Here is a 20,654-nt window from a genome sequence, read left to right on the forward strand (position 1 = left end):
AAAGAATGGTGCCGACTACCGGAATCGAACTGGTGACCTACTGATTACAAGTCAGTTGCTCTACCTACTGAGCTAAGTCGGCGTACCGTTTTCTTTTTTAACTGTTCGTGCTAAGCACCAACAATTTTAAATTGTGGTGCCCGGAGGCGGAATCGAACCACCGACACGAGGATTTTCAATCCTCTGCTCTACCGACTGAGCTATCCGGGCGACGGAGCGCTATTAAACGGATTTTCCCGCTTTGCGTCAACCACTTTTTTTAAATAATTTCAAAAAAGTGGTTGTTCGAACGCTTTTTATTCAACTGTCACTACAAAGTGTGTCCGGAGTTAAATTCCTTTTTGAAATTTGTAACTTTTTCTAGGTAACGACGCGCTTCTGCGTTCGGGTGTTTCTTGGTAAGTGCCCAATAAACTTGGTTTGGTTGCAAAGAATTTAAATCTCTCATCGCGCGTTTGCGATCAGTGCGATGGAAAGTGTTCAAAACACCACCAGTTCCGCCATTATAGGCAGAAATCATGCTGTATTCTAATGAAGTTGGATGCTGTACGTCTTTTAAATAACGGTTCTTAAGGATGTAAAAGTAAGCCGTTCCAGTATCAATATTGTTTTCTGGGTTAAATAAGTATTCAGGACTTGGCTGCCCAGAACGATTCTTCACTAGCTTAAATACGTCTCGACCTGCTGTTTTAGGTACGACTTGCATCAAGCCATATGCATTTGCCCAACTTACTGCGTATGGGTTAAAGCTACTTTCGGTTTTGATGATGGCGTAAATCAAATCTTCAGGAATATCGTATCTCTTTGATGCACGACGTACGATGTCCGCATATTGGTAACTGCGCTGCGAGAAGTGATCTTCTACCATCGGGATTTCAACGTAATACGCTTTCTTAAAGTCGACATCTTTAGTTTTGACTTGGTTGGCGATCAAGTAATCGGCAAAGCGATTTGCTCGCCATGACCACTGAATCGGCTTTTTGTCTTGGTCGACAACCTGCTTATACAGGAAAGGTTGCCCCTCAAGTTTGATCTCTTTAGAAGAGAATAAGTCGACATTAGCCGGGTCATCTGGCGTTAACAACGTGGTGATAATGGCGTTCTTTAGGTGTTTTTGCGGTTCGGTGGGAGAAACCGTTTCGATGGTAATAACACCTTTTTGGAAGTCGACTTCAGCACGACTCAAATAATTATCGATGTATTTTACGTAATTGCTTTTACCGGCAAACTTCACTTCACGTTGCCCCCAACGTTTCTTAATGTTGCCTGAGAAGCTGTTGATCAGTGCGTCGAGTGCATCGGTATCTTTTTCAAACTGTCCCGGCAATTCTGCAAGGTTGTTAGCAAAACGGTTGGTTGGCTCGTAATCGACGTCGTAAATTTTTTCGACGAATTCACGGCTACAACCAGCCATTAAAAGTGCAGTAGCGATAAAGGCAATCTTTTTCATAGTTATTAGGGTTGTTAGACGTTAATACAAAAATGACACCACAAGGTTGGTTGTGATGTCATTGTTTTAAAACAAGTTTGCTTTATTCGCTTGGTGGCGTGTAGCCTTCGATGTGTACATCTTTACCTTCAAACAGGAAATTCACCATCTCTGTTTCAAGTTGTTTACGATGCTCAGGATCCATCATGTTAAGCTTCTTCTCATTGATCAACATCGTTTGTTTGTGTTGCCACTGAGCCCAAGCTTCTTTCGAGATATTATCGAAAATACGTTTACCTAGTTCACCTGGGTAAAGTTGAAAGTCTAGACCTTCGCCTTCTTTCTTTAGTCGAGCACAAAAAACAGTGCGGCTCATAATGACTCCTTGCAATTAATTAACGAAGCTCGTGGGGCAGAGCTTCCAGTAAGAGTTTTACTGGGGCTGCCAAACCGACTTCTTCAGGTTTAGATAAGTTATACCAAAGACCTTTGTTACCTTCCATCACCACATTAGGTTGCTTTGACAGGTCAATCAAAATCGGTGTGATATCAAGGTGGTAATGACTGAATGTGTGGCGGAATGTAATTAGAGTCTCTTGATGTTTAATATCGTTGGCTTGAATACCACGTTGTTCTAGTAGTAATTCAATATCGCTCTCTACATCAATATGTTCGGTTTGTGGGAAACAAAAGAGCCCACCCCAAATACCTGTCTGCGGTCTTTGTTCTAGCCACACTTCGTGACTATCACCATTTTTGTGGTGCAGCATGACGAAACGTGTCTGCTTAACCGGCTTGTCTTTCTTCGGCTTCTTACCAGGGTAATCAAGCACATTACCTTGTTTTTTTGCTATACAAAGTTCGTTGACCGGACACAAGGTGCACTTAGGCTTACTGCGGGTACACATCATGGCACCCACATCCATCATGGCTTGGTTATATTTGTCGACATCCGTTTGTGGTGTGTGCGTTTCTGCGATTTCCCATAATTGATTCTCGACTTTCTTTTGTCCTGGCCATCCATCCACGGCAAAACAGCGCGAGAGTGTGCGCTTTACGTTGCCGTCCAATATTGCATGCGGCTGTTTATAGACAGACGACAGTACCGCAGCTGCGGTGGAGCGACCAATCCCCGGTAGGGCATTCATTTGCTCTAGGTCTAGAGGGAACTCACCATTGTATTTATGGGCGACCTCTTTCGCAGCTTTATGAAGGTTACGAGCTCGCGCGTAATAGCCTAAGCCGGTCCAAAGATGCAGCACTTCATCTTGCTCGGCATTGGCAAGATCGACCACGGTCGGGAAGCGCTCCAAAAAGCGTTGGTAATAAGGAATAACCGTAGTGACCTGGGTTTGCTGAAGCATGATTTCAGACAACCAGACACTATAAGCGGTCTTGTTTTGTTGCCACGGAAGATCTTTTCTTCCATATGCGTCATACCATTCTAAGATGGCACTGGCGAAAGGTGTCACGACTTGCTCTGTATTCTATTATTGGTTAAGAGCAAAATTGCACCACAGATTGTGGTGTAAGTACAACAGATAAACTGTGGGGATATTGTGTTTGGTTTGTATGCTTTTGGGCTGCCATAGTCCGATAGCTCAACAAATACTTGCACCTAAGTGAATTCTTTGGATAATCCCCGCTTTGATTAATCAATGTGCAGGCAAAATCAATGAGTGAAGTAACCACTAACGAATACAACGAAGACGGTAAAATGATCCGTAAAATCCGCAGTTTCGTGCGTCGCGAAGGTCGTCTAACCAAGGGCCAAGAGAATGCGATGAACGAGTGCTGGCCAACAATGGGTATCGACTACAAAGCAGAACTTCTTGATTGGAAAGAAGTGTTTGGCAACGATAACCCAGTAGTGCTTGAAATCGGTTTTGGTATGGGTGCTTCATTGGTTGAAATGGCAAAGAACGCGCCAGAGAAAAACTTCATCGGTATCGAAGTGCATAGTCCAGGTGTTGGTGCTTGTCTTGCAGATGCTCGCGAAGCCGGTATCACGAACCTACGTGTAATGTGTCACGATGCGGTAGAAGTATTCGAACACATGATCCCAAATGGCAGCCTAGCAACGCTACAACTGTTCTTCCCTGACCCATGGCACAAAAAGCGTCACCACAAGCGTCGTATCGTACAGCTTGAGTTCGCTGAAATGGTTCGTCAGAAGCTTATCCTTAATGAAGGTATCTTCCACATGGCGACTGACTGGGAAAACTACGCTGAGCACATGATTGAAATCATGAACCAAGCACCTGGTTTCGAAAACATCGCTGAAGAAGGCGACTTCATTCCTCGTCCAGAAGAGCGTCCACTGACTAAATTTGAAGCTCGCGGTCACCGTCTAGGTCACGGTGTGTGGGATATCAAATTCAAGCGTACTGCTTAAGGAGCCAGTAGATGTACCACTACGCGATATTAGCGAATCCGGGTCATAACCGTATTTACTTTGATAGCGCAATGACGATTGCATGTTCTGAGCTGAAAGCGATTTTGGCGTCGGAAGGTGTTGAAGTAACTGAAATTGGCAACAAAGACGTGGGTCTGCCTGCTGCACTTGTGTTCTCTTGCGAAACCGAACTAAGTGAAGCACAGGCAGGCAAGATTGCTGCGTCATCTATCTACTACGCGCTATTTGAAGTGCGTGAAGATGGCTTATTACGTCCAATTCAGGCGCCTGCATTCAATACTTTCCCTGAGAGCATGAGTCAGATCCTGCGTTACACAGGTAAAACAAACGAGCAGTTTACGCGTTTGATGGTGAACCTAGGCGTCAGTGCTGCCAACACGGGCAGTGCGCAATTAACGCTGATGGATCCTATGTGTGGTAAAGGTACAACACTGTTTGAAGGTTTGATCCACGGCTTGAATGTTGTGGGTGTTGAGATCAACCAGAAATGGGTTCAAGAGATCCAAACCTTCATCGTTAAGTTCATGAAGAACGGTCGCTTTAAGCACAAAGTGAGCAAAGAAAAGCGCACTTCTGGTGGTAAAAAAGTGGCAGATGGCTTCGTGGTTGAGGCAGCAGCAGACAAAGATGATTACAACAAAGGTAATCTTCAAACGATGAAGCTGTACTCAGCAGATACGCGTATTGCTGACCAAGTTGTGAAGAAGAACTCGGTAGATGTGATGGTGTCTGACTTGCCTTACGGCGTGCAGCACGGCAGCAAAAATGCCAAAGACAGCAAACTGAACCGCAGCCCACTGGAGCTTCTAAAAGAGGCTCTGCCTGCATGGAAAGTGGTTCTGAAGAAGCAAGGCTCTGTGGTGCTGTCTTTCAACGAATTCACCTTGAAGTGGAAAGACGTGGCGGCATTATTTGAAGAGCAAGGGTGGAAGGTACTTTCAGAAGAGCCTTACATCGGTTATCTTCACCGTGTTGATCAATCCATCAACCGCAACATCATTGTGGCAATAAAACCATAATCGACTTGAGTCGAATCAATTCCATGGAAAAGCCAACGTCCGCGTTGGCTTTTTTTACCTCTGAACTCAGCCATTTGGGTTCTTGTGACAAGAAGGTAGAAGATGAAACCTACAGCGCAAATTTTGACAGACATTCTAGCGGAAGTTCGCCCTCTAATTGGTCAAGGCAAAGTCGCCGACTACATTCCCGCATTGGCAAAAGTACCTAATACCAAACTGGGTATTGCGGTATACACCAATGAGGGTGAAGTGATTAAAGCGGGCGATGCAGAAGAGTCATTTTCGATTCAGTCGATCTCAAAAGCGTTGAGCCTGACTCTGGCAATGTGCTTGTACAAGCAAGAAGAGATCTGGTGTCGTGTAGGTAAAGAGCCTTCTGGTCAAGCGTTTAACTCGATGATCCAGTTAGAGATGGAGCAGGGCATTCCACGTAACCCGTTCATTAACGCCGGTGCTATTGTGGTTGCTGATTTGCTGCAAAGCCGTCTCTCTGCGCCTCGTCAGCGTCTGTTGGAATTTGCTCGTCAGCTATCTGGTGATACTCATATCGTATACGACAAAGTGGTTGCAGCGTCTGAAATGATGCATGGTGACCGTAACGCTGCGATTGCGTACTTGATGCGTTCATTTGGTAACTTCGAGAACGAGGTTATCCCTGTTCTGCAAAACTACTTTCATGCGTGTGCATTGAAGATGAGCTGTGTCGATCTCGCAAAGACCTTTAGCTACTTAGCCAATAAAGGTACGTCGGTGCAAACGGGTAAGCCTGTGGTATCACCAACGCAAACCAAACAGTTGAATGCACTACTAGCAACATGTGGTTTGTATGATGGTGCTGGAGAATTTGCTTACCGCGTTGGTATGCCGGGTAAATCAGGTGTTGGTGGCGGTATCATCGCTGTCGTACCGGGTGAAATGACGATTGCTGTTTGGTCTCCAGAGCTTGATGCATCTGGTAACTCACTCGCTGGTACTAAAGCACTTGAACTACTTGCCGAGCGTATTGGTCGTTCGATTTTCTAAGGAAAAGAGACGAGAAGTGAGAACGGACTTCGTCCTTGTGGATTAGGGACTTAGGAACGCTTCGCTTTAGATAAGTGTTGTTACGAATAAAAGAAAAGGTTGGCGTTTGAGCGCCAACCCTTTTTGTTTCTCGAAGGACGCAGTCCGTTCCCGAATCTCGATTCCTTTTCTTATTCCTCTTCCGCCATAAAAGCTTCAAGCAAATCATTGAGGAACAGCTTACCTTTCTCGGTAATTTGCCAGTGAGTCTCGGTTTCACTCAGGTAACCCATCTCTAGCGCCCAATCGATAGTCTCTTGAATCGAGCTCAACGGCAGACCTGTTGTATCGATGTAGTCTTGTTTCGGGCACGCTTCCATTAAGCGGAAACGGTTCATAAAGAACTCAAACGGACGATCTTCATCAGCCACAAGCTGTTCACTATCCAAGTATGGCTTCACCATGTTTTGGTATGCCATCAGATAGCCACGCGGGTGTTTGACCTTAGTGGTACGAGTGATGCGACCATCAGCAAAGCTCAGCTTGCCGTGTGAACCGCAACCAATGCCAAGGTAGTCACCAAAGCGCCAGTAGTTCAGGTTGTGCTGACATTGATAGCCCGGCTTGCTGTAACCAGAAATCTCGTATTGAACGTAGCCTGCCGCTGCGAGTTTCTCATGTCCTTGCTCGAAGATATCCCACAAGTCATCGTCATCTGGCAAAGTCGGTGGCTTGTAGTAGAACATGGTGTTTGGTTCGATGGTCAACTGATACCAAGACAAGTGCGGCGGCGCCAACTCAATCGCTTTATCCAAGTCTGCTAAGGCTTGTTCGATGCTTTGATCTGGTAAGCCGTGCATGAGATCGAGGTTAAAGCTGTTCAAACCGATTTTGTGTGCCAGCTTAGCAGCATTGACGGCTTCGTCTTGACCGTGAATGCGCCCCAAACGCTCAAGCTTCTGTTGCTCAAAGCTCTGCACGCCGATAGAAATGCGCGTTACACCAGCCTTGCGGTAGCCAACAAAACGCTCAGCTTCGATGGTGCCTGGGTTGGCTTCCATGGTGATTTCGATTTCAGGCTTGAACGGAATTCGCGCTTCAATGCCCTTAAGCAGACGCTCGATGCCTTCTGCCGAAATCAAACTCGGCGTACCACCACCAATGAAGATTGAATGCAGTGGACGTGGCGCTTCGTTAAGACGGTATTTCTCAATGTCGGTATCCAAGTCTTCAAGAAGGGCATTGATGTACTCTTCTTCTGGGATCTCGGCTTTGAGTGCGTGAGAGTTAAAGTCGCAATACGGGCACTTTTGTACACACCACGGGATGTGTACATACAAGCTCAGTGCAGGAGGCGTTAACATGGTCTAATTCGCTCGTGATTACTGAGACACTTGCTCAGACAATTGAGCAAACAACGACTTGAGTGCTTTACCGCGGTGAGACAGTTGCTTCTTACGTGCTGGCTCAAGCTCCGCAGACGCGCAGTTGTCTTCAGGCACGAAGAAGATTGGGTCGTAGCCAAAGCCATTTTCACCGTGTGCTTCAGTTAGAATGCGACCTTCCCACTTACCGTGACAAACGATAGGGGTTGGATCGTTCTCATGACGCATCAAAACCAATACACAGTGGAAACGAGCGGTGCGCTCTGCTTCTGGTACGCCTTCCATTGCTTTAAGTAGCTTCTCTAGGTTCTCTTGGTCAGAGGCTTTTTCACCTGCATAGCGTGCAGAGTAAATGCCCGGAGCACCTTTCAAGAAATCGACTTCTAAGCCTGAGTCGTCCGCAATCGCAGGAAGACCCGTTTCTTGTGCTGCATGGCGAGCTTTGATGATCGCGTTTTCGATGAAAGTCGTGCCAGTTTCTGCTACTTCAGATACGTTGAATTCACTTTGCGCCAATACTTCAAAACCGAAGTCAGACAGCAGATCTGCCATCTCACGAACTTTGCCTTGGTTGCCTGTTGCTAGCACTATCTTTTTCATGGTCGTCTCTTTCTGTAGCGATAAAGGGAGAACGCAGTGTTCTCCCTGATTAAATTGGTTCTAGGGCTATGATGTTCTAAAAGCTTTTAGATCATCACAACCTAATTACTCTTCGACATAAAATTTCTGGGTGAATTTAAGCTTACCTGAGCCTTTGTTTCCAGCTTTAACGTCAATATCGAAGGTAAAAGTTTCTTCGTTAGTAATACCGAGCTCTGCTAGGTAGTAAATCGCATCGCCTTCTTTCACTTCACGGAAGGTGAGCTTTTGCGTTTGACCGATAAGGTTCTTCGCCTGACCACTGATTTTAGCTTCAACGGCTGGCTTACCCAGAGAGGCCCTATCGAGCACGCTGATGTTCAGTACTGCATTGTAGCCGTTGCGCTTGATGTCGTAGCTACGGGCGATCTTTGGGGTTAAAAAGGTCGAGTTAAACGCGATGTAGTGGACCTCGATGTCTTTCATGGTTTTGAACTGACCTGCCATGCTAGGTAAAGACAACAGGCTGATCAGTAGGGCGGTAATCCATTTGCTCATTATCACTTCCTCGAATCGGGCGTTTTATTATTGGTACGAATTTCGTAAATAAAAAGCCATCAAATGATGGCTTTAATTTCTGTTGGTATTTGTACTGGGGATTCTATCCGAATTTGTTTATGACGTCCCAGTTCACCTTTTTCTATGTGAACCAAGCCTTTAGCAACTTTAAATTGTTTGGCTAAAAACTTGGTTAGGTGCGCATTCGCTTTACCATCGACAGGCGGTGCGGTGATGGCAATTTTGAGCTCTTCACCATGCAAGCCGACGATCTTGTCGCGGCTTGCTTTTGGTTGGATATAGAGCCGAAGTACCACATCCTCGCCGTCATGCCAAACTGCTTCTGACATTATAGTTGATACCAGATAGGACCAATCATGTCGCCCATCAGGAAGTTAGCAAATTGCAGACCAATGAACAGCACTAGCACACTCAAGTCGAAGCCGCCCATTGCAGGGATGATGCGACGGATTGGCGCTAGCATTGGTTCAGTTAGTTGATGGAATACGTACTCGATAGGGCTGCGACCTTGGCTAACCCAGCTCAGGATTGCACGGATCAATAGTACCCAGAACAACAAGCCGCCAGCGGCTTTAATCAGAGACAATAAGCCTAGGAATAGGAAGTCCATGCTAAATGAAACTGACCCGCTAGAAGCGATCAGGATCAGCGCAACAAACTTAAGCACACACAACACGTAAGCAAACAGCACTGTCGCTAGGTCGATGCTACCAATGGATGGGATCACGCGGCGCAGTGGACCCACAACCGGTTGGGTTGCTTTGACGATGAACTGCGAGAATGGGTTGTAGAAATCTGCACGAGCAGCTTGCAACCATATACGCAAAATGACGACCATGATGTACAGGTCAAATAGGGTTGAGATGAGAAAACTCATTGAATTCATAAGGTACCCTTAACAAGTAAGTGAGTGACACAGAGTGGGTATCACTCAAGTCATTAAAACAGTTTTTCCATTTCTTCAGCGCGAGCAACCGCAGCTTGCATTGCTTTCGCCACAATATCAGACAGTTGGTGCTCGTTGAACGTACGTAGTGCTTCTGCCGTTGTGCCACCTTTTGATGTCACGTTCTCACGCAGTGTTGAAAGCTCAGTTTGTGGGTTTTCTACCACCATACTTGCAGCACCAAGTGCGGATTGTTGAACTAACGTGCGAGCCGTGTCTTTATCGAAACCTTGAGCAATTGCTTCTGCTTGCATCGCTTCCATAAACAGGAAGAAGTAAGCTGGTGCGCTGCCTGCCGCGGCAATCACATTGTTGATGCCAGATTCTTGTTCGACCCAGCATACCTTACCGCAGGCTTGCATTAGCTCTGCCGCGAAGGCTTTATCTTGTTCTTGCACATGTTCAGGCGCGTAAAGACCACTCATGCCCAAACCAAGTTGCGATGGTGTATTTGGCATCACGCGAACCAAGTTGAGCTTAGTCGCTAGCATGTCATCCAAGCGTGAACAGTTGATGCCAGCCGCAATAGATATAACCAGTTTATTGCTGAAGTCGATGGATTGCAGTGGTTTACACACTTCTTCCATCATTTGTGGCTTCACAGACAATACCACAACATCCGCTTCTGTCGCGGCTGCGATGTTATCGCTGGTGGTACGGATACCAAAGTTTTGCTCAAGAGGTTGGCGACGTGTCTCCGATGGGGCGGTCGCAACGATGTTCTGTGCTGGGTAGCCATTTGCTACGAGACCAGAAACAATCGCACGCACCATGTTTCCCGCGCCGATAAAGGCAATCTTTTTATGTTCCATATGTCTGATTTCCAAATATAAATTCTTACAATTTGTTGTGCGCTCAGGTGTATAATTGCACCACTTTGCTCTGAGTGCCGAAATAGAAGGCATTCAGACTCAAATTCGCAGTGTCTAACAACGAGTCGCTTTTATTGCTGTTTGCTGTAGTCGCGCGCGCCAAAAATCGCTGTGCCAATTCGCACCATAGTGCTACCTGCTTCGATTGCCGCATCCATGTCTCCGCTCATACCCATGGATAGCGTGTCGACATCCGGGTACTGCTGGGCTAGCTTTTGCTTTAGCTCTTCAAGTTGCTTAAATGCGCGAAGTTGCGATTCGTAATCTGGCACGTTGGCAGGAATCGACATCAACCCTCTTAACGTGAGGTTTGGAAGGCGAGAAATCAACTCAGCCAGTTCGAATATTTCTGCATCAGCAACGCCAGATTTTGACTCTTCACCACTGGTGTTAACTTGAATCAGAACTTGCAGTGGTTTTAGCTCGCTTGGACGCTGGTCATTGAGGCGTTGAGCGATCTTAGCGCGATCAATGGTGTGAACCCAATCGAAATGTTCAGCAACAGGGCGTGATTTATTGGATTGAATTGGACCAATGAAGTGCCATTCGATTCGATTATCTGGATAATGCTCGGCAAAGTGCTGAACTTTACTGACGCCCTCTTGGACGTAGTTTTCACCAAACGCCTCTTGGCCAGATTGGTAAGCTTCGAGAATTGCCTCGACAGGTTTAGTTTTGCTTACTGCTAGAAGTTGCACTGACTCTGGAGCACGACCGCATTTTTGTTCGTCGTGTCGAATTTGAGAGGTGATATGTTCAATGTTTTGTTGAATACTACTCATAGCTGTACTTTAGACTTAAGGATTTTAAATGGATATCACTGAGTTACTGGATTTTAGTGTAAAACATAATGCTTCGGATCTACATCTTTCTGCAGGTGTACCACCAATGGTTCGTATTGATGGTGATGTAAGAAAGCTGGGCATTCCAGCGTTTACACACCAAGAAGTGCATCGTTTGGTTTTTGAAATCATGAACGATGCGCAGCGCAGTGAGTTCGAAGAAAAACTCGAAGTCGATTTTTCATTTGAATTGCATAACGTTGGCCGTTTTCGTGTCAACGCTTTCAACCAATCTCGCGGTTGTGCGGCTGTGTTCCGTACCATCCCAAGTAGCATTCCAACACTGGAAGAGCTAGAAGCCCCAGAGATCTTCAGAAAGATTGCCAATGCTGAAAAAGGCCTGGTATTGGTTACCGGTCCAACGGGTTCTGGTAAATCGACTACCTTGGCAGCCATTGTTGACTACATTAACCGTAATCACAATAAGCACGTCCTAACAATTGAAGATCCGATTGAATTTGTTCACACCAACAATAAGTGTCTGATCAACCAACGTGAAGTACACCGTGATACACACAGCTTCCAAAACGCACTGCGCAGCGCATTACGTGAAGACCCGGATGTGATTCTAGTTGGTGAGATGCGTGATAAAGAAACCATCAGTTTGGCGCTGACGGCTGCTGAAACGGGTCACCTTGTTTTCGGTACGCTGCACACTAGCTCAGCAGCGAAAACCATCGACCGTATTATCGACGTATTCCCAGGTAGTGACAAAGACATGGTGCGTTCGATGCTGTCGGAGTCGCTGCGTTCGGTTATTGCACAAAAACTGTTAAAACGTAATGGTGGTGGTCGTATTGCTTGTCATGAAATCATGATGGCGACACCTGCGATCCGTAACCTTATTCGTGAAGACAAAGTCGCGCAGATGTATTCGATCATTCAGACCGGTGCGGCGCATGGCATGCAGACCATGGAGCAGAATGCTCGTCAATTGATGGCGCAAGGCATGGTATCGCGTGAAGAAGTGGATAAGAAAGTTGAAATTGAAGCGCAGCAATTCTCGTAACGAATTACTTAGGAAATAGCGAATACGGACGATGGATCTGAATAAATTTCTCGAAGGCATGCTGGCGTTAAAAGCGTCGGATCTATACATCACTGTCGGTGCCCCGATCTTGTTTCGTGTGGATGGCGAATTGCGTCCGCAAGGCGATAAGCTGAGCGAAAATGACGTAGCCTTGTTGCTTGATAGTGCGATGGACCCGGAGCGACGACAGGAGTTTCGCAAAAGCCGCGAGTCGAACTTTGCCATTGTCCGTGATTGCGGTCGCTTCCGTGTCAGTGCCTTCTTCCAACGTGAATTACCCGGAGCCGTCATTCGTCGTATTGAAACCAATATTCCAACGTTTGAGCAGCTTAAGTTGCCTTTGGTGCTGCAAGATCTTGCAATTGCCAAGCGTGGTTTGGTGCTGGTGGTTGGTGCGACAGGCTCTGGTAAGTCGACCACCATGGCTGCGATGACGGGTTATCGCAACAACAACAAGACTGGTCATATTCTTACGGTAGAAGACCCAATTGAATTTGTGCATGAGCATAAACGTTGTATTGTGACTCAGCGTGAAGTGGGCTTGGATACTGACAGCTATGAAGTGGCGTTGAAGAACTCGTTGCGTCAGGCACCAGACATGATTTTGATTGGTGAGATCCGAAGCCGAGAAACGATGGAATACGCAATGACCTTTGCTGAAACTGGTCACTTGTGCATGGCTACATTGCACGCCAACAACGCAAACCAAGCACTTGAACGTATTTTGCACTTGGTGCCGAAAGACCAGAAAGATCAGTTCTTGTTTGATCTGTCGATGAACTTAAAAGGCGTAGTAGGTCAGCAGTTGATCCGTGATAAGAACGGTCAGGGGCGTCATGGCGTGTTTGAGATCTTATTAAATAGCCCGCGTGTATCCGATCTGATCCGTCGAGGCGATCTTCATGAGTTGAAAGCAACCATGGCTCGATCCAATGAATTTGGGATGTTGACCTTCGACCAATCGCTCTACAAGTTAGTGATGCAAGGTAAGATCAGTGAAGAAGATGCATTGCACAGTGCGGACTCTGCCAACGATCTGCGTTTGATGTTGAAGACGCAACGTGGTGAAGCATTCTCTACGGGCAGTTTGGCGAACGTTAAGATCGATATGGATTAATCCAATTCAGAAACGAAAAAGGTTGGCGAAACCAACCTTTTTCATTGTGCTTGAAGTGTTTACTCACCCCAAAGGTTTTCAAACCAACTCTCAAGAATCACGACCGCTGATTGGCAGTCGATATTGCCTTTCGATAGCGCTTTGTAGCCACCCATACTGAACAACTCTGCGCGTGCTTCTGCTGTTGATAGGCGTTCATCATGCAATTCAACGGGTAAGCCGTAACGACCGTGCAGGCGATTGGCGAACTTCTTCGCTCGTGGAGTGATGGTTTCTAAGTCTTTACCGTGCAAGTCTGTTGGCAAACCCACCACCAAAAGGTCTGGTTGCCACTCTTTAATTTGTTTCTCGATGTCGTCCCAGTTTGGAATGCCGTCATTCGCTTTGAATGCTTTAAGTGGGGAAGCCGTGCCGGTGATTTCTTGCCCGATAGCACTACCAATGCTCTTGGTACCGAAATCGAAGGCCATGATTGTGCGTGACATAATGTGTCTCGAATCTAACTAAATAAAATAGGTTGAGTGTGGAAGCGCGTTAAGCGTGCCCTGCATCCGAAGATAGCTGGCTTGGATCGATGCCTAATTTCTCGACTGCTTTTTTCCAACGATCGATAATTGGAGTATCGAAAATGATCTCTGGCGTCGCTTCGATGGTCAGCCAAGAATTCTCTGCCAACTCAGTTTCTAATTGACCTGCACTCCAACCGGAATATCCAAGTGCCACTAAATAGTCGCTTGGTTCCGCTTCTGTACCAAGTACTGACAAGATGTCTTTAGACGTGGTAACTGCCAGTTCGTCAGTCATTTGAATGCTTGATTCGTAGTAGTCTTTTGGTTTGTGCAAGATAAAACCACGATCTTCAGAAACAGGGCCGCCGTTGTACACTGGTCTATCTAAGCTTGCTTCAAACAGGCGAGGGTGCACAGGTTGCACTTCGACTTGATTGAGCATACTACCAACCGTGATATCGACAGGTGCGTTGATCATCAACCCCATAGCGCCTTCTTCATTGTGTTCACAGACGTAGATAACGCTATTCTGGAAGTAGGGATCTTTCATTCCCGGCATGGCAACTAAGAAATGGTTTGTGAGGTTCATTCTCATCTCGACCTTATAAGGCTATTAAAAATACTTAAGCAAACCCCATGTTTTCACCTGTACGGGTATGTGCATGAGTTTGCTTAAGTTAATCCACAACGCTCTTATTTAACTGTAATACAGTTTGAGTTATTCGCCTTTCACTCGGCGCTCAATCGCGTCCATTAGCTTGCCTGTGATTGAAATATCAAAAGCCGCTTCAATTTCACGAATACAGGTTGGGCTCGTTACGTTGATTTCCGTTAGCTTGTCGCCAATCACATCAAGACCCACAAAGATAAGACCTTTTTCTTTTAGGGTCGGTGCAACCGCTTGAGCGATCTTCATATCAGTTTCGCTAAGTGGGCGAGCTTCACCTGTGCCGCCTGCCGCTAGGTTACCACGTGTTTCACCTTTTGCAGGGATACGAGCAAGGCAGTAAGGCATTGGCTCACCATCAACCACTAGGATGCGCTTGTCACCATTGCTGATATCTGGCACGAAGGTTTGCGCCATCGCGTAGTTTTGACCATGGTTTGTTAGTGTCTCGATGATAACTGATACGTTTGGATCGTTCTCTTTCACGCGGAAGATAGATGCGCCGCCCATGCCATCAAGTGGTTTTAGGATCACATCACCGTGTTCTTCACGGAAGGCTTTAATCTTCTCAGCTTTACGCGTCACAATAGTGGTTGGTGTTAGCTCTGGGAACCAAGCTGTGAACAGTTTCTCGTTACAGTCACGTAGGCTTTGTGGCTTGTTAACGATCAGTGCGCCTTGCTCTTCAGCGCGCTCAAGGATGTAAGTTGCGTAGATGTACTCTGTGTCGAACGGAGGATCCTTACGCATTAGCACAGCATCAAGTTCAGACAGTTCAATGGTCTGCTCTGATTTGAATTCGTACCAACCCGTTGGATCTTCTTTTAACTCAACCACTTTGGTGTCTGCGATTGCTTTACCTTGGTCTAGGTGCAGATCATTCATTTCCATGTAGTGGATTTCGTAGCCGCGGCGTTGCGCTTCAAGCATCATGGCAAAGCTAGAGTCTTTCTTGATGTTAATGGACGAGATTGGGTCCATTACGATACCGAGTTTGATCATTATTTTTCTCCGTTTTAACCAAGATCGCCGAAACGAACTTGTAAGGCTGTAATTGCTGTGAGAGCCGCTGTTTCGGTACGCAGAACACGAGGACCGAGTAGCGTCTCTTCAAATTGATATTCGCGAGTCATGTCGATCTCGTCAGAAGATAGACCGCCTTCAGGACCAATTAATAGACGAACTTTTTCAACAGGTGTTGGCAAGGTGTTGATTGAGTACTTCGCACGTGGATGCAGGTTAAGCTTCAAGCCGTCGTACTCTTCTTGGCACCACTCTTCTAAGCTCATGATAGGGCGAATTTTAGGTACTACGTTGCGGCCGCACTGTTCACACGCACTGATCGCAATCTTCTGCCACTGAGCTAGCTTCTTCTCGAAACGTTTTTGGTCTAATTTCACGCCACAACGCTCAGAGATCAGCGGTGTAATTGTATTCACGCCAAGTTCTACTGATTTTTGGATGGTGAACTCCATCTTATCGCCACGCGAAATGACCTGACCAAGGTGAAGGTCAAGCGGTGACTCAATGCTGCTTTCTACGCGTTCAGAGATCTCAACCATCACATTCTTTTTGCTGACTTCGCTGATGACAGCTGGGAATTCAGCACCGCTGCCGTCAAATAATAGGACTTCTTGACCTTCTTTCATGCGAAGCACACGACCAATGTGACCTGCTGCATCGTCGCTTAGAGCAATGATGCCAAGTTGTTGAATGGTTTCTGGATGATAAATTCGAGGGATACGCATAGTGTTTCGATTTCCTGCATACGCGAGTGTTTAGACACTAACATGGATGCTTTCTACCGAAAAAACAAGGGGCAAGAGGCGTTTCCATTCCAGTAAATGACAACGCCTCGAATAGTGGAGGTGTACTGCGGTAATTACGGGAAGAATTACAGTGCGCGACAAGCCTCTTGAACGAATGGGTTGTGGTTGCCTTGAATCTTAGCAATGCGTTCATCACGCTCACATTCCCACTTATCTACAGGGTAGGTTTTGTTCCAAGCACTCATCAATTGAGTCTGCTGCTTCGAAAGTTTAAAACCGTATTCTTTGCTCATGTACAGGTAAGTACGCGCAATTGAGCCGCGTGCGCGATCGGGTGGCATGACTTTACGCTGCTTAAAGTTCACTTGCATTTCACAACGACCGTAGCTGACGCCATCCATGCCATTCCACTGACTGAAGTTGTAGTTAGAGCGGTCACCGTTTACCTCTCCGATAGCCGGAGTTAGGTTGTGGAGATCGGCTTCCATAGATTTGAAGACTTTGTCGTTTCTTGTGCAGTTTTTGCGTCCACCATTTTGCCAACATTGACGCTGGTGGCCGAACTGCCATGCAGGAACCACGTGCTCCCACTCGATGCGAGATGCGCGTTTTTCTTGCTTGCGAACTTGATAGCCACAAGAAGAGAGATCCGGCACGCCCTTTTTGCCTTGCCATTTAATGTCACAACCACAGTAGAAGCTGGTTGGGTGATCGGCGTAGATTTTTACCGCTTCACGCTTAGCGGCGGAAAAAGAGCTTGGAGGCGCAGCAATCGCTGTACTAGAAAGCGCAAATAGGAATAGAGAGAACAGGTATTTCATGATTAAAGTCTTTATAAAGTATGACTTTATTCATTCTAACACGCATAAATTAGCTTTAGTGATGAGTAACCTGACAATAGTGAGTAAAAAGCAGCAATTTGAGTGCGTATGTCTCTATTTTTTGAAGGCTAAGGGAGGAAAAGGATGGGTGTTACGAGAGCTGAATACCAGTAAAGTTCAGCGGTTGGCGACATTTTTGGCAAGAATACATCGCTTCTTTGCGCTGCACTTTGTTGTGACGACGAATTGAAAGTGGGTAAGTCATACAAGCACAGCGGTATTCAAAAGTTTTACCTTGTACAGAAGCCACATCAAAGCTGTGAGTGGTTTTAGCTGGAACTTTAAATACCGCTTCCATCACGCCTTGCCACTCTTTTCCGTGAGGTCGAACGCGACCGTACACTTGATAAGTAATGAGATGCGCGACTTCATGTGGAATCACTTCTTCAAGAAAAGCTTGAGGATTTTCTTTAAAGAGCTTCGGATTCAATCTAACTTCATTCGACTGCAAGTAGGCTTTGCCGGCTGCTTTACCACGAACATTGAAAGCCAGAGAAGGGATGATAAAAGAACGTTTGAATGCTTGCTCTGCCATCGCGATGCAATCTGCCATCACTTGTTTGGCTTTGTAGCTCAGCTCTATATCCACAACTCACTCCGTTTATTCAATAAAAAAGCCCCCGCGTTTGCGAGGGCTGGATCATAGCATCAGTTTTCTAAGGCGTGTGTTTTTTCTTAATTGTCGCGTGGTACGCATGCCATGTGCCGTAACCTAGGATTGGCATGGTGAAGAGCATACCAATACCGTACGTCGCGAAGCCGATTAAGATACCACCACAAATTATGGCTGCCCATACGATCATCGCAGGGATGTTGGATTTCACGGCGTTAAAGCTGGTGAAAACGGCAGTCATCATATCGACGCGACGTTCCATCATGAGTGGAATTGAGAAAGCTGAAATGCTAAATACCACGCAAGCCAAGACAAAACCTACTAGCGAACCAATAACTAAGAAAGGCAAGAACTCAGTCAGTGGAGCGCCTTGTACAGAAGGGTATAGAGCATGGAGCAGGGCAGCAATTCGCATCCAGAAAATCATACATACCGCGAGCATCACAGCAAATGCCCACTGAGAGCTAGAGTTGCGTCCAATGGCTTTCATTGAATGGAATAAGCTTGGTTTGTGTCCGCGTTCTCTCTCCCAACTTGCATCATATAAGCCGAGGGCTAAGAATGGCCCGATTAACATGTAAACAATCAGGCTTGGCATCACGACAAGATGCGTGCCTTGCCATTGAACCAGAAGCACGATACCAATCGCAGCTGCCATAAAGCAGATGCCGTAGAAGGCGCTGATGAGCGGCATGCGGACAAAGTCATGCAGACCCAACGCGAGCCAATGGAATGGTGCCGATAAGCTAACGGTATTGCACGGAATGGTTCTGGCGTATTCATTATCTGGAACTTCCTTTCGTTTACCTTGGAAGTCAGATGGGTTCACGGTACGAGGCATAACTCCTCCTTGATTTATTCCCACGGTGGCACCTAGGCCATATAAAGATGTTTGGCTGACGTTTTTCATGACTCTATTAGCCACGTGAGCCTGCATCATAGTTCTTTACGTTATATACATCGAAAAGTGCATTTAATATTATGTTAACTATTGGCAGAGATGGGGCAATTTACAAATAATTGCTGAATTTTTGTTCAAGAGAAGACATGAGAAGGAGAAGAAGGGGCAGAAACAAAAAGCCCCCGCCAGAGGCGAGGGCTTTATCGATTCTTGCGTGGCTCGATTACTTGATGCCTGCGAAATCGCGTAGGATAGCTGCTTTATCCGTTGCTTCCCATGGGAACTCTTCGCGACCGAAGTGACCGTATGCTGCCGTCTGCTTGTAGATAGGTTGAAGCAGGTTAAGCATTTCTTGTAGACCGTATGGACGTAGGTCGAAGTGTTGACGCACCGCTTCAATAATGATTTCGTGTGATACTTTCTCAGTACCGAACGTTTCAACCATGATAGACGTTGGATCAGCAACACCGATAGCGTATGAAAGTTGGATTTCACAACGGTCAGCCATGCCAGCTGCTACGATGTTTTTCGCTACGTAACGTGCTGCGTAAGCTGCGCTGCGGTCTACTTTCGATGGATCTTTACCAGAGAACGCACCACCACCGTGACGAGCTGCGCCGCCGTAAGTATCTACGATGATTTTACGACCAGTTAGACCACAGTCACCCATTGGGCCACCGATAACGAAACGACCGGTTGGGTTGATGAAGAAGTTCGTGTCTTTAGTGATCCACTCTGAAGGCAATACTGGCTTGATAATCTCTTCCATTACCGCTTCACGTAGGTCAGGTGTTGTTACTGAATCACAGTGTTGAGTTGAAAGAACAACAGCATCGATACCAACAATCTTACCTTGGTCGTATTGGAAAGTTACTTGAGATTTCGCATCTGGGCGAAGGAAATCTAGTTTACCGCTCTTACGAACTTCAGCTTGTTTTTGAACAAGGCGGTGAGAGTAAGTAATTGGAGCTGGCATTAGAATTTCAGTTTCGTTTGTAGCGTAACCAAACATGATGCCTTGGTCGCCTGCGCCTTGCTCTTTAGGGTCTGCTTTATCAACACCTTGGTTGATGTCTGGAGACTGCTTACCGATGGTGTTTAGAACCGCACACGAGTTCGCATCAAAGCCCATATCAGAGTGAACGTAACCAATTTCACGAACAGTTTCACGAGTGATTTCTTCGATATCAACCCATGCAGAAGTCGTTACTTCACCACCAACCATAACCATGCCGGTTTTAACGTAAGTCTCACAAGCAACACGTGCTTTCGGGTCTTGCTCAAGAATTGCATCAAGAACTGCGTCAGAGATTTGGTCTGCGATTTTATCTGGATGACCTTCTGATACCGACTCAGAAGTGAACAGGTGCTTAGCCATGATAGCTCCAATCTTAAGGTTTACTCATGGCTAACTAACGCAAGCTTGCCACGAAAAATACAATACAGTTTGTAGGTGTTTCTACATCTAGACGTCTATTTTAATTTCCCACAGTCGAATTACAAGCTCTTTTTCGATTTGAATTCGCCTAGCTTATTTCCCAATCGTTTGCTTTTGATGGGGTGAATTTCTAATAAATTACCTATTAAGTGCGAAAAGATTGAGTTAAAACCGCAAAAATGGTGAGTAAAACGTTTGCAGTCGGATTTTGGCTTTGAGAGAATGTTGTCCGCACTTTTTATGCCCAGTTTACTCGGTTAATGTGCCCACATTCCTTTATCAATTCGCTTAATGCACTCAGGAGCAGACATGTCTTCTCGTAACGTTCTTTCAAACAAAGAGCTCGCAAATGCAATCCGCGCTCTTAGCATGGATGGTGTTCAACAAGCTAACTCTGGCCACCCAGGCGCACCTATGGGTATGGCTGATATCGCTGAAGTTCTTTGGCGTTCTCACCTAAACCACAACCCAGCTAACCCAGAGTGGGCTGACCGCGACCGCTTCGTACTGTCTAACGGTCACGGCTCTATGCTGATTTACTCTCTACTGCACCTGAGCGGTTACGAGCTATCTATCGACGATCTTAAGAACTTCCGTCAGCTTCACTCTAAGACTCCTGGTCACCCAGAGTACGGCTACGCACCTGGTATCGAGACTACA

General features: G+C 46.3%; 23 protein-coding genes, 2 tRNA genes and 1 pseudogene. 6 read left to right on the plus strand and 20 right to left on the minus strand.

Features of this window, described 5'->3' with window-relative positions; translation table 11 throughout:
- Positions 1-6: 6 nt before the first annotated feature.
- The 5 genes from MHO32_RS23990 to mutY form a co-directional block, all read right to left on the minus strand.
- Positions 7-82: transfer RNA gene (locus tag MHO32_RS23990), tRNA-Thr, on the minus strand.
- A gap of 52 nt (positions 83-134) precedes the next feature.
- Positions 135-210: transfer RNA gene (locus tag MHO32_RS23995), tRNA-Phe, on the minus strand.
- Positions 211-310: 100 nt separating this feature from the next.
- Entirely contained in the window at positions 311-1,450 is a 1,140-nt protein-coding gene (gene mltC, locus MHO32_RS24000; RefSeq protein WP_009697576.1) for a membrane-bound lytic murein transglycosylase MltC, read from the minus strand.
- Between the two features lie 82 nt (positions 1,451-1,532).
- Entirely contained in the window at positions 1,533-1,805 is a 273-nt protein-coding gene (locus MHO32_RS24005; RefSeq protein WP_005425792.1) for an oxidative damage protection protein, read from the minus strand.
- Positions 1,806-1,824: 19 nt separating this feature from the next.
- Positions 1,825-2,901: an A/G-specific adenine glycosylase gene (gene mutY, locus MHO32_RS24010; protein ID WP_239214563.1), complete on the minus strand. Its 1,077-nt coding sequence runs from the start codon at positions 2,899-2,901 to the stop codon at positions 1,825-1,827.
- A 203-nt stretch (positions 2,902-3,104) separates the two neighbouring features.
- Between mutY and trmB the strand changes: the two genes are divergently transcribed.
- From trmB to glsB, 3 genes are all read left to right on the plus strand, one after another.
- Positions 3,105-3,824 (plus strand): tRNA (guanosine(46)-N7)-methyltransferase TrmB, encoded by a 720-nt coding sequence (gene trmB / locus MHO32_RS24015; protein ID WP_005449665.1) that lies wholly within the window; start codon positions 3,105-3,107, stop codon positions 3,822-3,824.
- 11 nt (positions 3,825-3,835) lie between these two features.
- Positions 3,836-4,864 carry a TRM11 family SAM-dependent methyltransferase gene (locus MHO32_RS24020; RefSeq protein ID WP_005425798.1) on the plus strand — a complete coding sequence of 343 codons (1,029 nt, stop codon included), beginning with the start codon at positions 3,836-3,838 and terminating at the stop codon, positions 4,862-4,864.
- Between the two features lie 102 nt (positions 4,865-4,966).
- The gene (gene glsB, locus MHO32_RS24025) at positions 4,967-5,887 is read left to right on the plus strand and encodes a glutaminase B (RefSeq protein WP_005425799.1); all 921 of its coding nucleotides are present in this window, start codon (positions 4,967-4,969) and stop codon (positions 5,885-5,887) included.
- A 170-nt stretch (positions 5,888-6,057) separates the two neighbouring features.
- On the opposite strand, the gene hemW is transcribed toward glsB, so the two are convergent.
- The 7 genes from hemW to MHO32_RS24060 all read right to left on the minus strand — a co-directional run bounded on the left by hemW (position 6,058) and on the right by MHO32_RS24060 (position 11,009).
- Positions 6,058-7,230 carry a radical SAM family heme chaperone HemW gene (hemW, locus tag MHO32_RS24030; protein WP_239214569.1) on the minus strand — a complete coding sequence of 391 codons (1,173 nt, stop codon included), beginning with the start codon at positions 7,228-7,230 and terminating at the stop codon, positions 6,058-6,060.
- Between the two features lie 18 nt (positions 7,231-7,248).
- Positions 7,249-7,851 (minus strand): XTP/dITP diphosphatase, encoded by a 603-nt coding sequence (locus MHO32_RS24035; RefSeq protein ID WP_005436525.1) that lies wholly within the window; start codon positions 7,849-7,851, stop codon positions 7,249-7,251.
- 105 nt (positions 7,852-7,956) lie between these two features.
- Positions 7,957-8,388: a DUF4426 domain-containing protein gene (locus tag MHO32_RS24040; RefSeq protein WP_049535389.1), complete on the minus strand. Its 432-nt coding sequence runs from the start codon at positions 8,386-8,388 to the stop codon at positions 7,957-7,959.
- A gap of 59 nt (positions 8,389-8,447) precedes the next feature.
- Positions 8,448-8,738, minus strand: a complete 291-nt coding sequence (yggU, locus tag MHO32_RS24045; RefSeq protein ID WP_005425805.1) for a DUF167 family protein YggU — start codon at positions 8,736-8,738, stop codon at positions 8,448-8,450.
- The gene (locus MHO32_RS24050; protein WP_005425806.1) at positions 8,738-9,295 is read right to left on the minus strand and encodes a YggT family protein; all 558 of its coding nucleotides are present in this window, start codon (positions 9,293-9,295) and stop codon (positions 8,738-8,740) included. Before MHO32_RS24050 ends, yggU begins: the two co-directional genes overlap by 1 nt.
- A 53-nt stretch (positions 9,296-9,348) precedes the next feature.
- Entirely contained in the window at positions 9,349-10,167 is an 819-nt protein-coding gene (proC, locus tag MHO32_RS24055; protein WP_038899445.1) for a pyrroline-5-carboxylate reductase, read from the minus strand.
- A 131-nt stretch (positions 10,168-10,298) separates the two neighbouring features.
- Positions 10,299-11,009 (minus strand): YggS family pyridoxal phosphate-dependent enzyme, encoded by a 711-nt coding sequence (locus MHO32_RS24060; RefSeq protein WP_005449733.1) that lies wholly within the window; start codon positions 11,007-11,009, stop codon positions 10,299-10,301.
- Between the two features lie 28 nt (positions 11,010-11,037).
- On the opposite strand from MHO32_RS24060, the gene MHO32_RS24065 reads away from it, so the two are divergent.
- Together MHO32_RS24065 and MHO32_RS24070 are read left to right on the plus strand one after the other, a co-directional pair.
- Positions 11,038-12,078, plus strand: a complete 1,041-nt coding sequence (locus tag MHO32_RS24065) for a type IV pilus twitching motility protein PilT (protein ID WP_005425810.1) — start codon at positions 11,038-11,040, stop codon at positions 12,076-12,078.
- A 31-nt stretch (positions 12,079-12,109) separates the two neighbouring features.
- The gene (locus tag MHO32_RS24070) at positions 12,110-13,216 is read left to right on the plus strand and encodes a PilT/PilU family type 4a pilus ATPase (RefSeq protein ID WP_017817653.1); all 1,107 of its coding nucleotides are present in this window, start codon (positions 12,110-12,112) and stop codon (positions 13,214-13,216) included.
- A 59-nt stretch (positions 13,217-13,275) separates the two neighbouring features.
- On the opposite strand, the gene ruvX is transcribed toward MHO32_RS24070, so the two are convergent.
- The 8 genes from ruvX to metK form a co-directional block, all read right to left on the minus strand.
- Positions 13,276-13,701 carry a Holliday junction resolvase RuvX gene (gene ruvX / locus MHO32_RS24075; protein WP_005449738.1) on the minus strand — a complete coding sequence of 142 codons (426 nt, stop codon included), beginning with the start codon at positions 13,699-13,701 and terminating at the stop codon, positions 13,276-13,278.
- Positions 13,702-13,750: 49 nt separating this feature from the next.
- Positions 13,751-14,314: a YqgE/AlgH family protein gene (locus tag MHO32_RS24080; protein WP_005449740.1), complete on the minus strand. Its 564-nt coding sequence runs from the start codon at positions 14,312-14,314 to the stop codon at positions 13,751-13,753.
- Between the two features lie 129 nt (positions 14,315-14,443).
- Complete coding sequence (gene gshB, locus MHO32_RS24085) at positions 14,444-15,394, minus strand: glutathione synthase (RefSeq protein ID WP_005449741.1); 951 nt, start codon at positions 15,392-15,394, stop codon at positions 14,444-14,446.
- A 14-nt stretch (positions 15,395-15,408) separates the two neighbouring features.
- On the minus strand, positions 15,409-16,140 hold the full coding sequence (gene rsmE / locus MHO32_RS24090; protein WP_239214572.1) for a 16S rRNA (uracil(1498)-N(3))-methyltransferase: 732 nt from the start codon (positions 16,138-16,140) through the stop codon (positions 15,409-15,411).
- 146 nt (positions 16,141-16,286) lie between these two features.
- Positions 16,287-16,982 carry a deoxyribonuclease I gene (endA, locus tag MHO32_RS24095; RefSeq protein ID WP_005449743.1) on the minus strand — a complete coding sequence of 232 codons (696 nt, stop codon included), beginning with the start codon at positions 16,980-16,982 and terminating at the stop codon, positions 16,287-16,289.
- A gap of 151 nt (positions 16,983-17,133) precedes the next feature.
- Positions 17,134-17,631, minus strand: coding sequence for a SprT family zinc-dependent metalloprotease (locus MHO32_RS24100; RefSeq protein WP_009697583.1), 498 nt, complete (start codon positions 17,629-17,631; stop codon positions 17,134-17,136).
- 67 nt (positions 17,632-17,698) lie between these two features.
- Positions 17,699-18,496, minus strand: a complete 798-nt coding sequence (locus MHO32_RS24105; protein ID WP_005449746.1) for a DUF2189 domain-containing protein — start codon at positions 18,494-18,496, stop codon at positions 17,699-17,701.
- A gap of 283 nt (positions 18,497-18,779) precedes the next feature.
- Positions 18,780-19,934, minus strand: coding sequence for a methionine adenosyltransferase (gene metK / locus MHO32_RS24110; RefSeq protein ID WP_005449748.1), 1,155 nt, complete (start codon positions 19,932-19,934; stop codon positions 18,780-18,782).
- A gap of 369 nt (positions 19,935-20,303) precedes the next feature.
- Here metK and MHO32_RS24115 point away from each other — a divergent pair.
- Positions 20,304-20,654 (plus strand): annotated as a pseudogene (locus tag MHO32_RS24115) (transketolase); the annotation flags it as partial.

Source organism: Vibrio sp. MMH1-50 (assembly GCF_022347645.1).
GTDB lineage: Bacteria > Pseudomonadota > Gammaproteobacteria > Enterobacterales > Vibrionaceae > Vibrio > Vibrio harveyi.

Bases quoted from the DNA above. Each gene is read 5' to 3' on its own strand.
- mltC (WP_009697576.1), bottom strand. From the start codon at position 1,450: ATGAAAAAGATTGCCTTTATCGCTACTGCACTTTTAATGGCTGGTTGT.
- MHO32_RS24005 (WP_005425792.1), bottom strand. From the start codon at position 1,805: ATGAGCCGCACTGTTTTTTGTGCTCGACTAAAGAAAGAAGGCGAAGGT.
- trmB (WP_005449665.1), top strand. From the start codon at position 3,105: ATGAGTGAAGTAACCACTAACGAATACAACGAAGACGGTAAAATGATC.
- MHO32_RS24020 (WP_005425798.1), top strand. From the start codon at position 3,836: ATGTACCACTACGCGATATTAGCGAATCCGGGTCATAACCGTATTTAC.
- glsB (WP_005425799.1), top strand. From the start codon at position 4,967: ATGAAACCTACAGCGCAAATTTTGACAGACATTCTAGCGGAAGTTCGC.
- hemW (WP_239214569.1), bottom strand. From the start codon at position 7,230: ATGTTAACGCCTCCTGCACTGAGCTTGTATGTACACATCCCGTGGTGT.
- MHO32_RS24035 (WP_005436525.1), bottom strand. From the start codon at position 7,851: ATGAAAAAGATAGTGCTAGCAACAGGCAACCAAGGCAAAGTTCGTGAG.
- MHO32_RS24040 (WP_049535389.1), bottom strand. From the start codon at position 8,388: ATGAGCAAATGGATTACCGCCCTACTGATCAGCCTGTTGTCTTTACCT.
- yggU (WP_005425805.1), bottom strand. From the start codon at position 8,738: ATGTCAGAAGCAGTTTGGCATGACGGCGAGGATGTGGTACTTCGGCTC.
- MHO32_RS24050 (WP_005425806.1), bottom strand. From the start codon at position 9,295: ATGAATTCAATGAGTTTTCTCATCTCAACCCTATTTGACCTGTACATC.
- proC (WP_038899445.1), bottom strand. From the start codon at position 10,167: ATGGAACATAAAAAGATTGCCTTTATCGGCGCGGGAAACATGGTGCGT.
- MHO32_RS24060 (WP_005449733.1), bottom strand. From the start codon at position 11,009: ATGAGTAGTATTCAACAAAACATTGAACATATCACCTCTCAAATTCGA.
- MHO32_RS24065 (WP_005425810.1), top strand. From the start codon at position 11,038: ATGGATATCACTGAGTTACTGGATTTTAGTGTAAAACATAATGCTTCG.
- MHO32_RS24070 (WP_017817653.1), top strand. From the start codon at position 12,110: ATGGATCTGAATAAATTTCTCGAAGGCATGCTGGCGTTAAAAGCGTCG.
- ruvX (WP_005449738.1), bottom strand. From the start codon at position 13,701: ATGTCACGCACAATCATGGCCTTCGATTTCGGTACCAAGAGCATTGGT.
- MHO32_RS24080 (WP_005449740.1), bottom strand. From the start codon at position 14,314: ATGAACCTCACAAACCATTTCTTAGTTGCCATGCCGGGAATGAAAGAT.
- gshB (WP_005449741.1), bottom strand. From the start codon at position 15,394: ATGATCAAACTCGGTATCGTAATGGACCCAATCTCGTCCATTAACATC.
- rsmE (WP_239214572.1), bottom strand. From the start codon at position 16,140: ATGCGTATCCCTCGAATTTATCATCCAGAAACCATTCAACAACTTGGC.
- endA (WP_005449743.1), bottom strand. From the start codon at position 16,982: ATGAAATACCTGTTCTCTCTATTCCTATTTGCGCTTTCTAGTACAGCG.
- MHO32_RS24105 (WP_005449746.1), bottom strand. From the start codon at position 18,496: ATGCCTCGTACCGTGAACCCATCTGACTTCCAAGGTAAACGAAAGGAA.
- metK (WP_005449748.1), bottom strand. From the start codon at position 19,934: ATGGCTAAGCACCTGTTCACTTCTGAGTCGGTATCAGAAGGTCATCCA.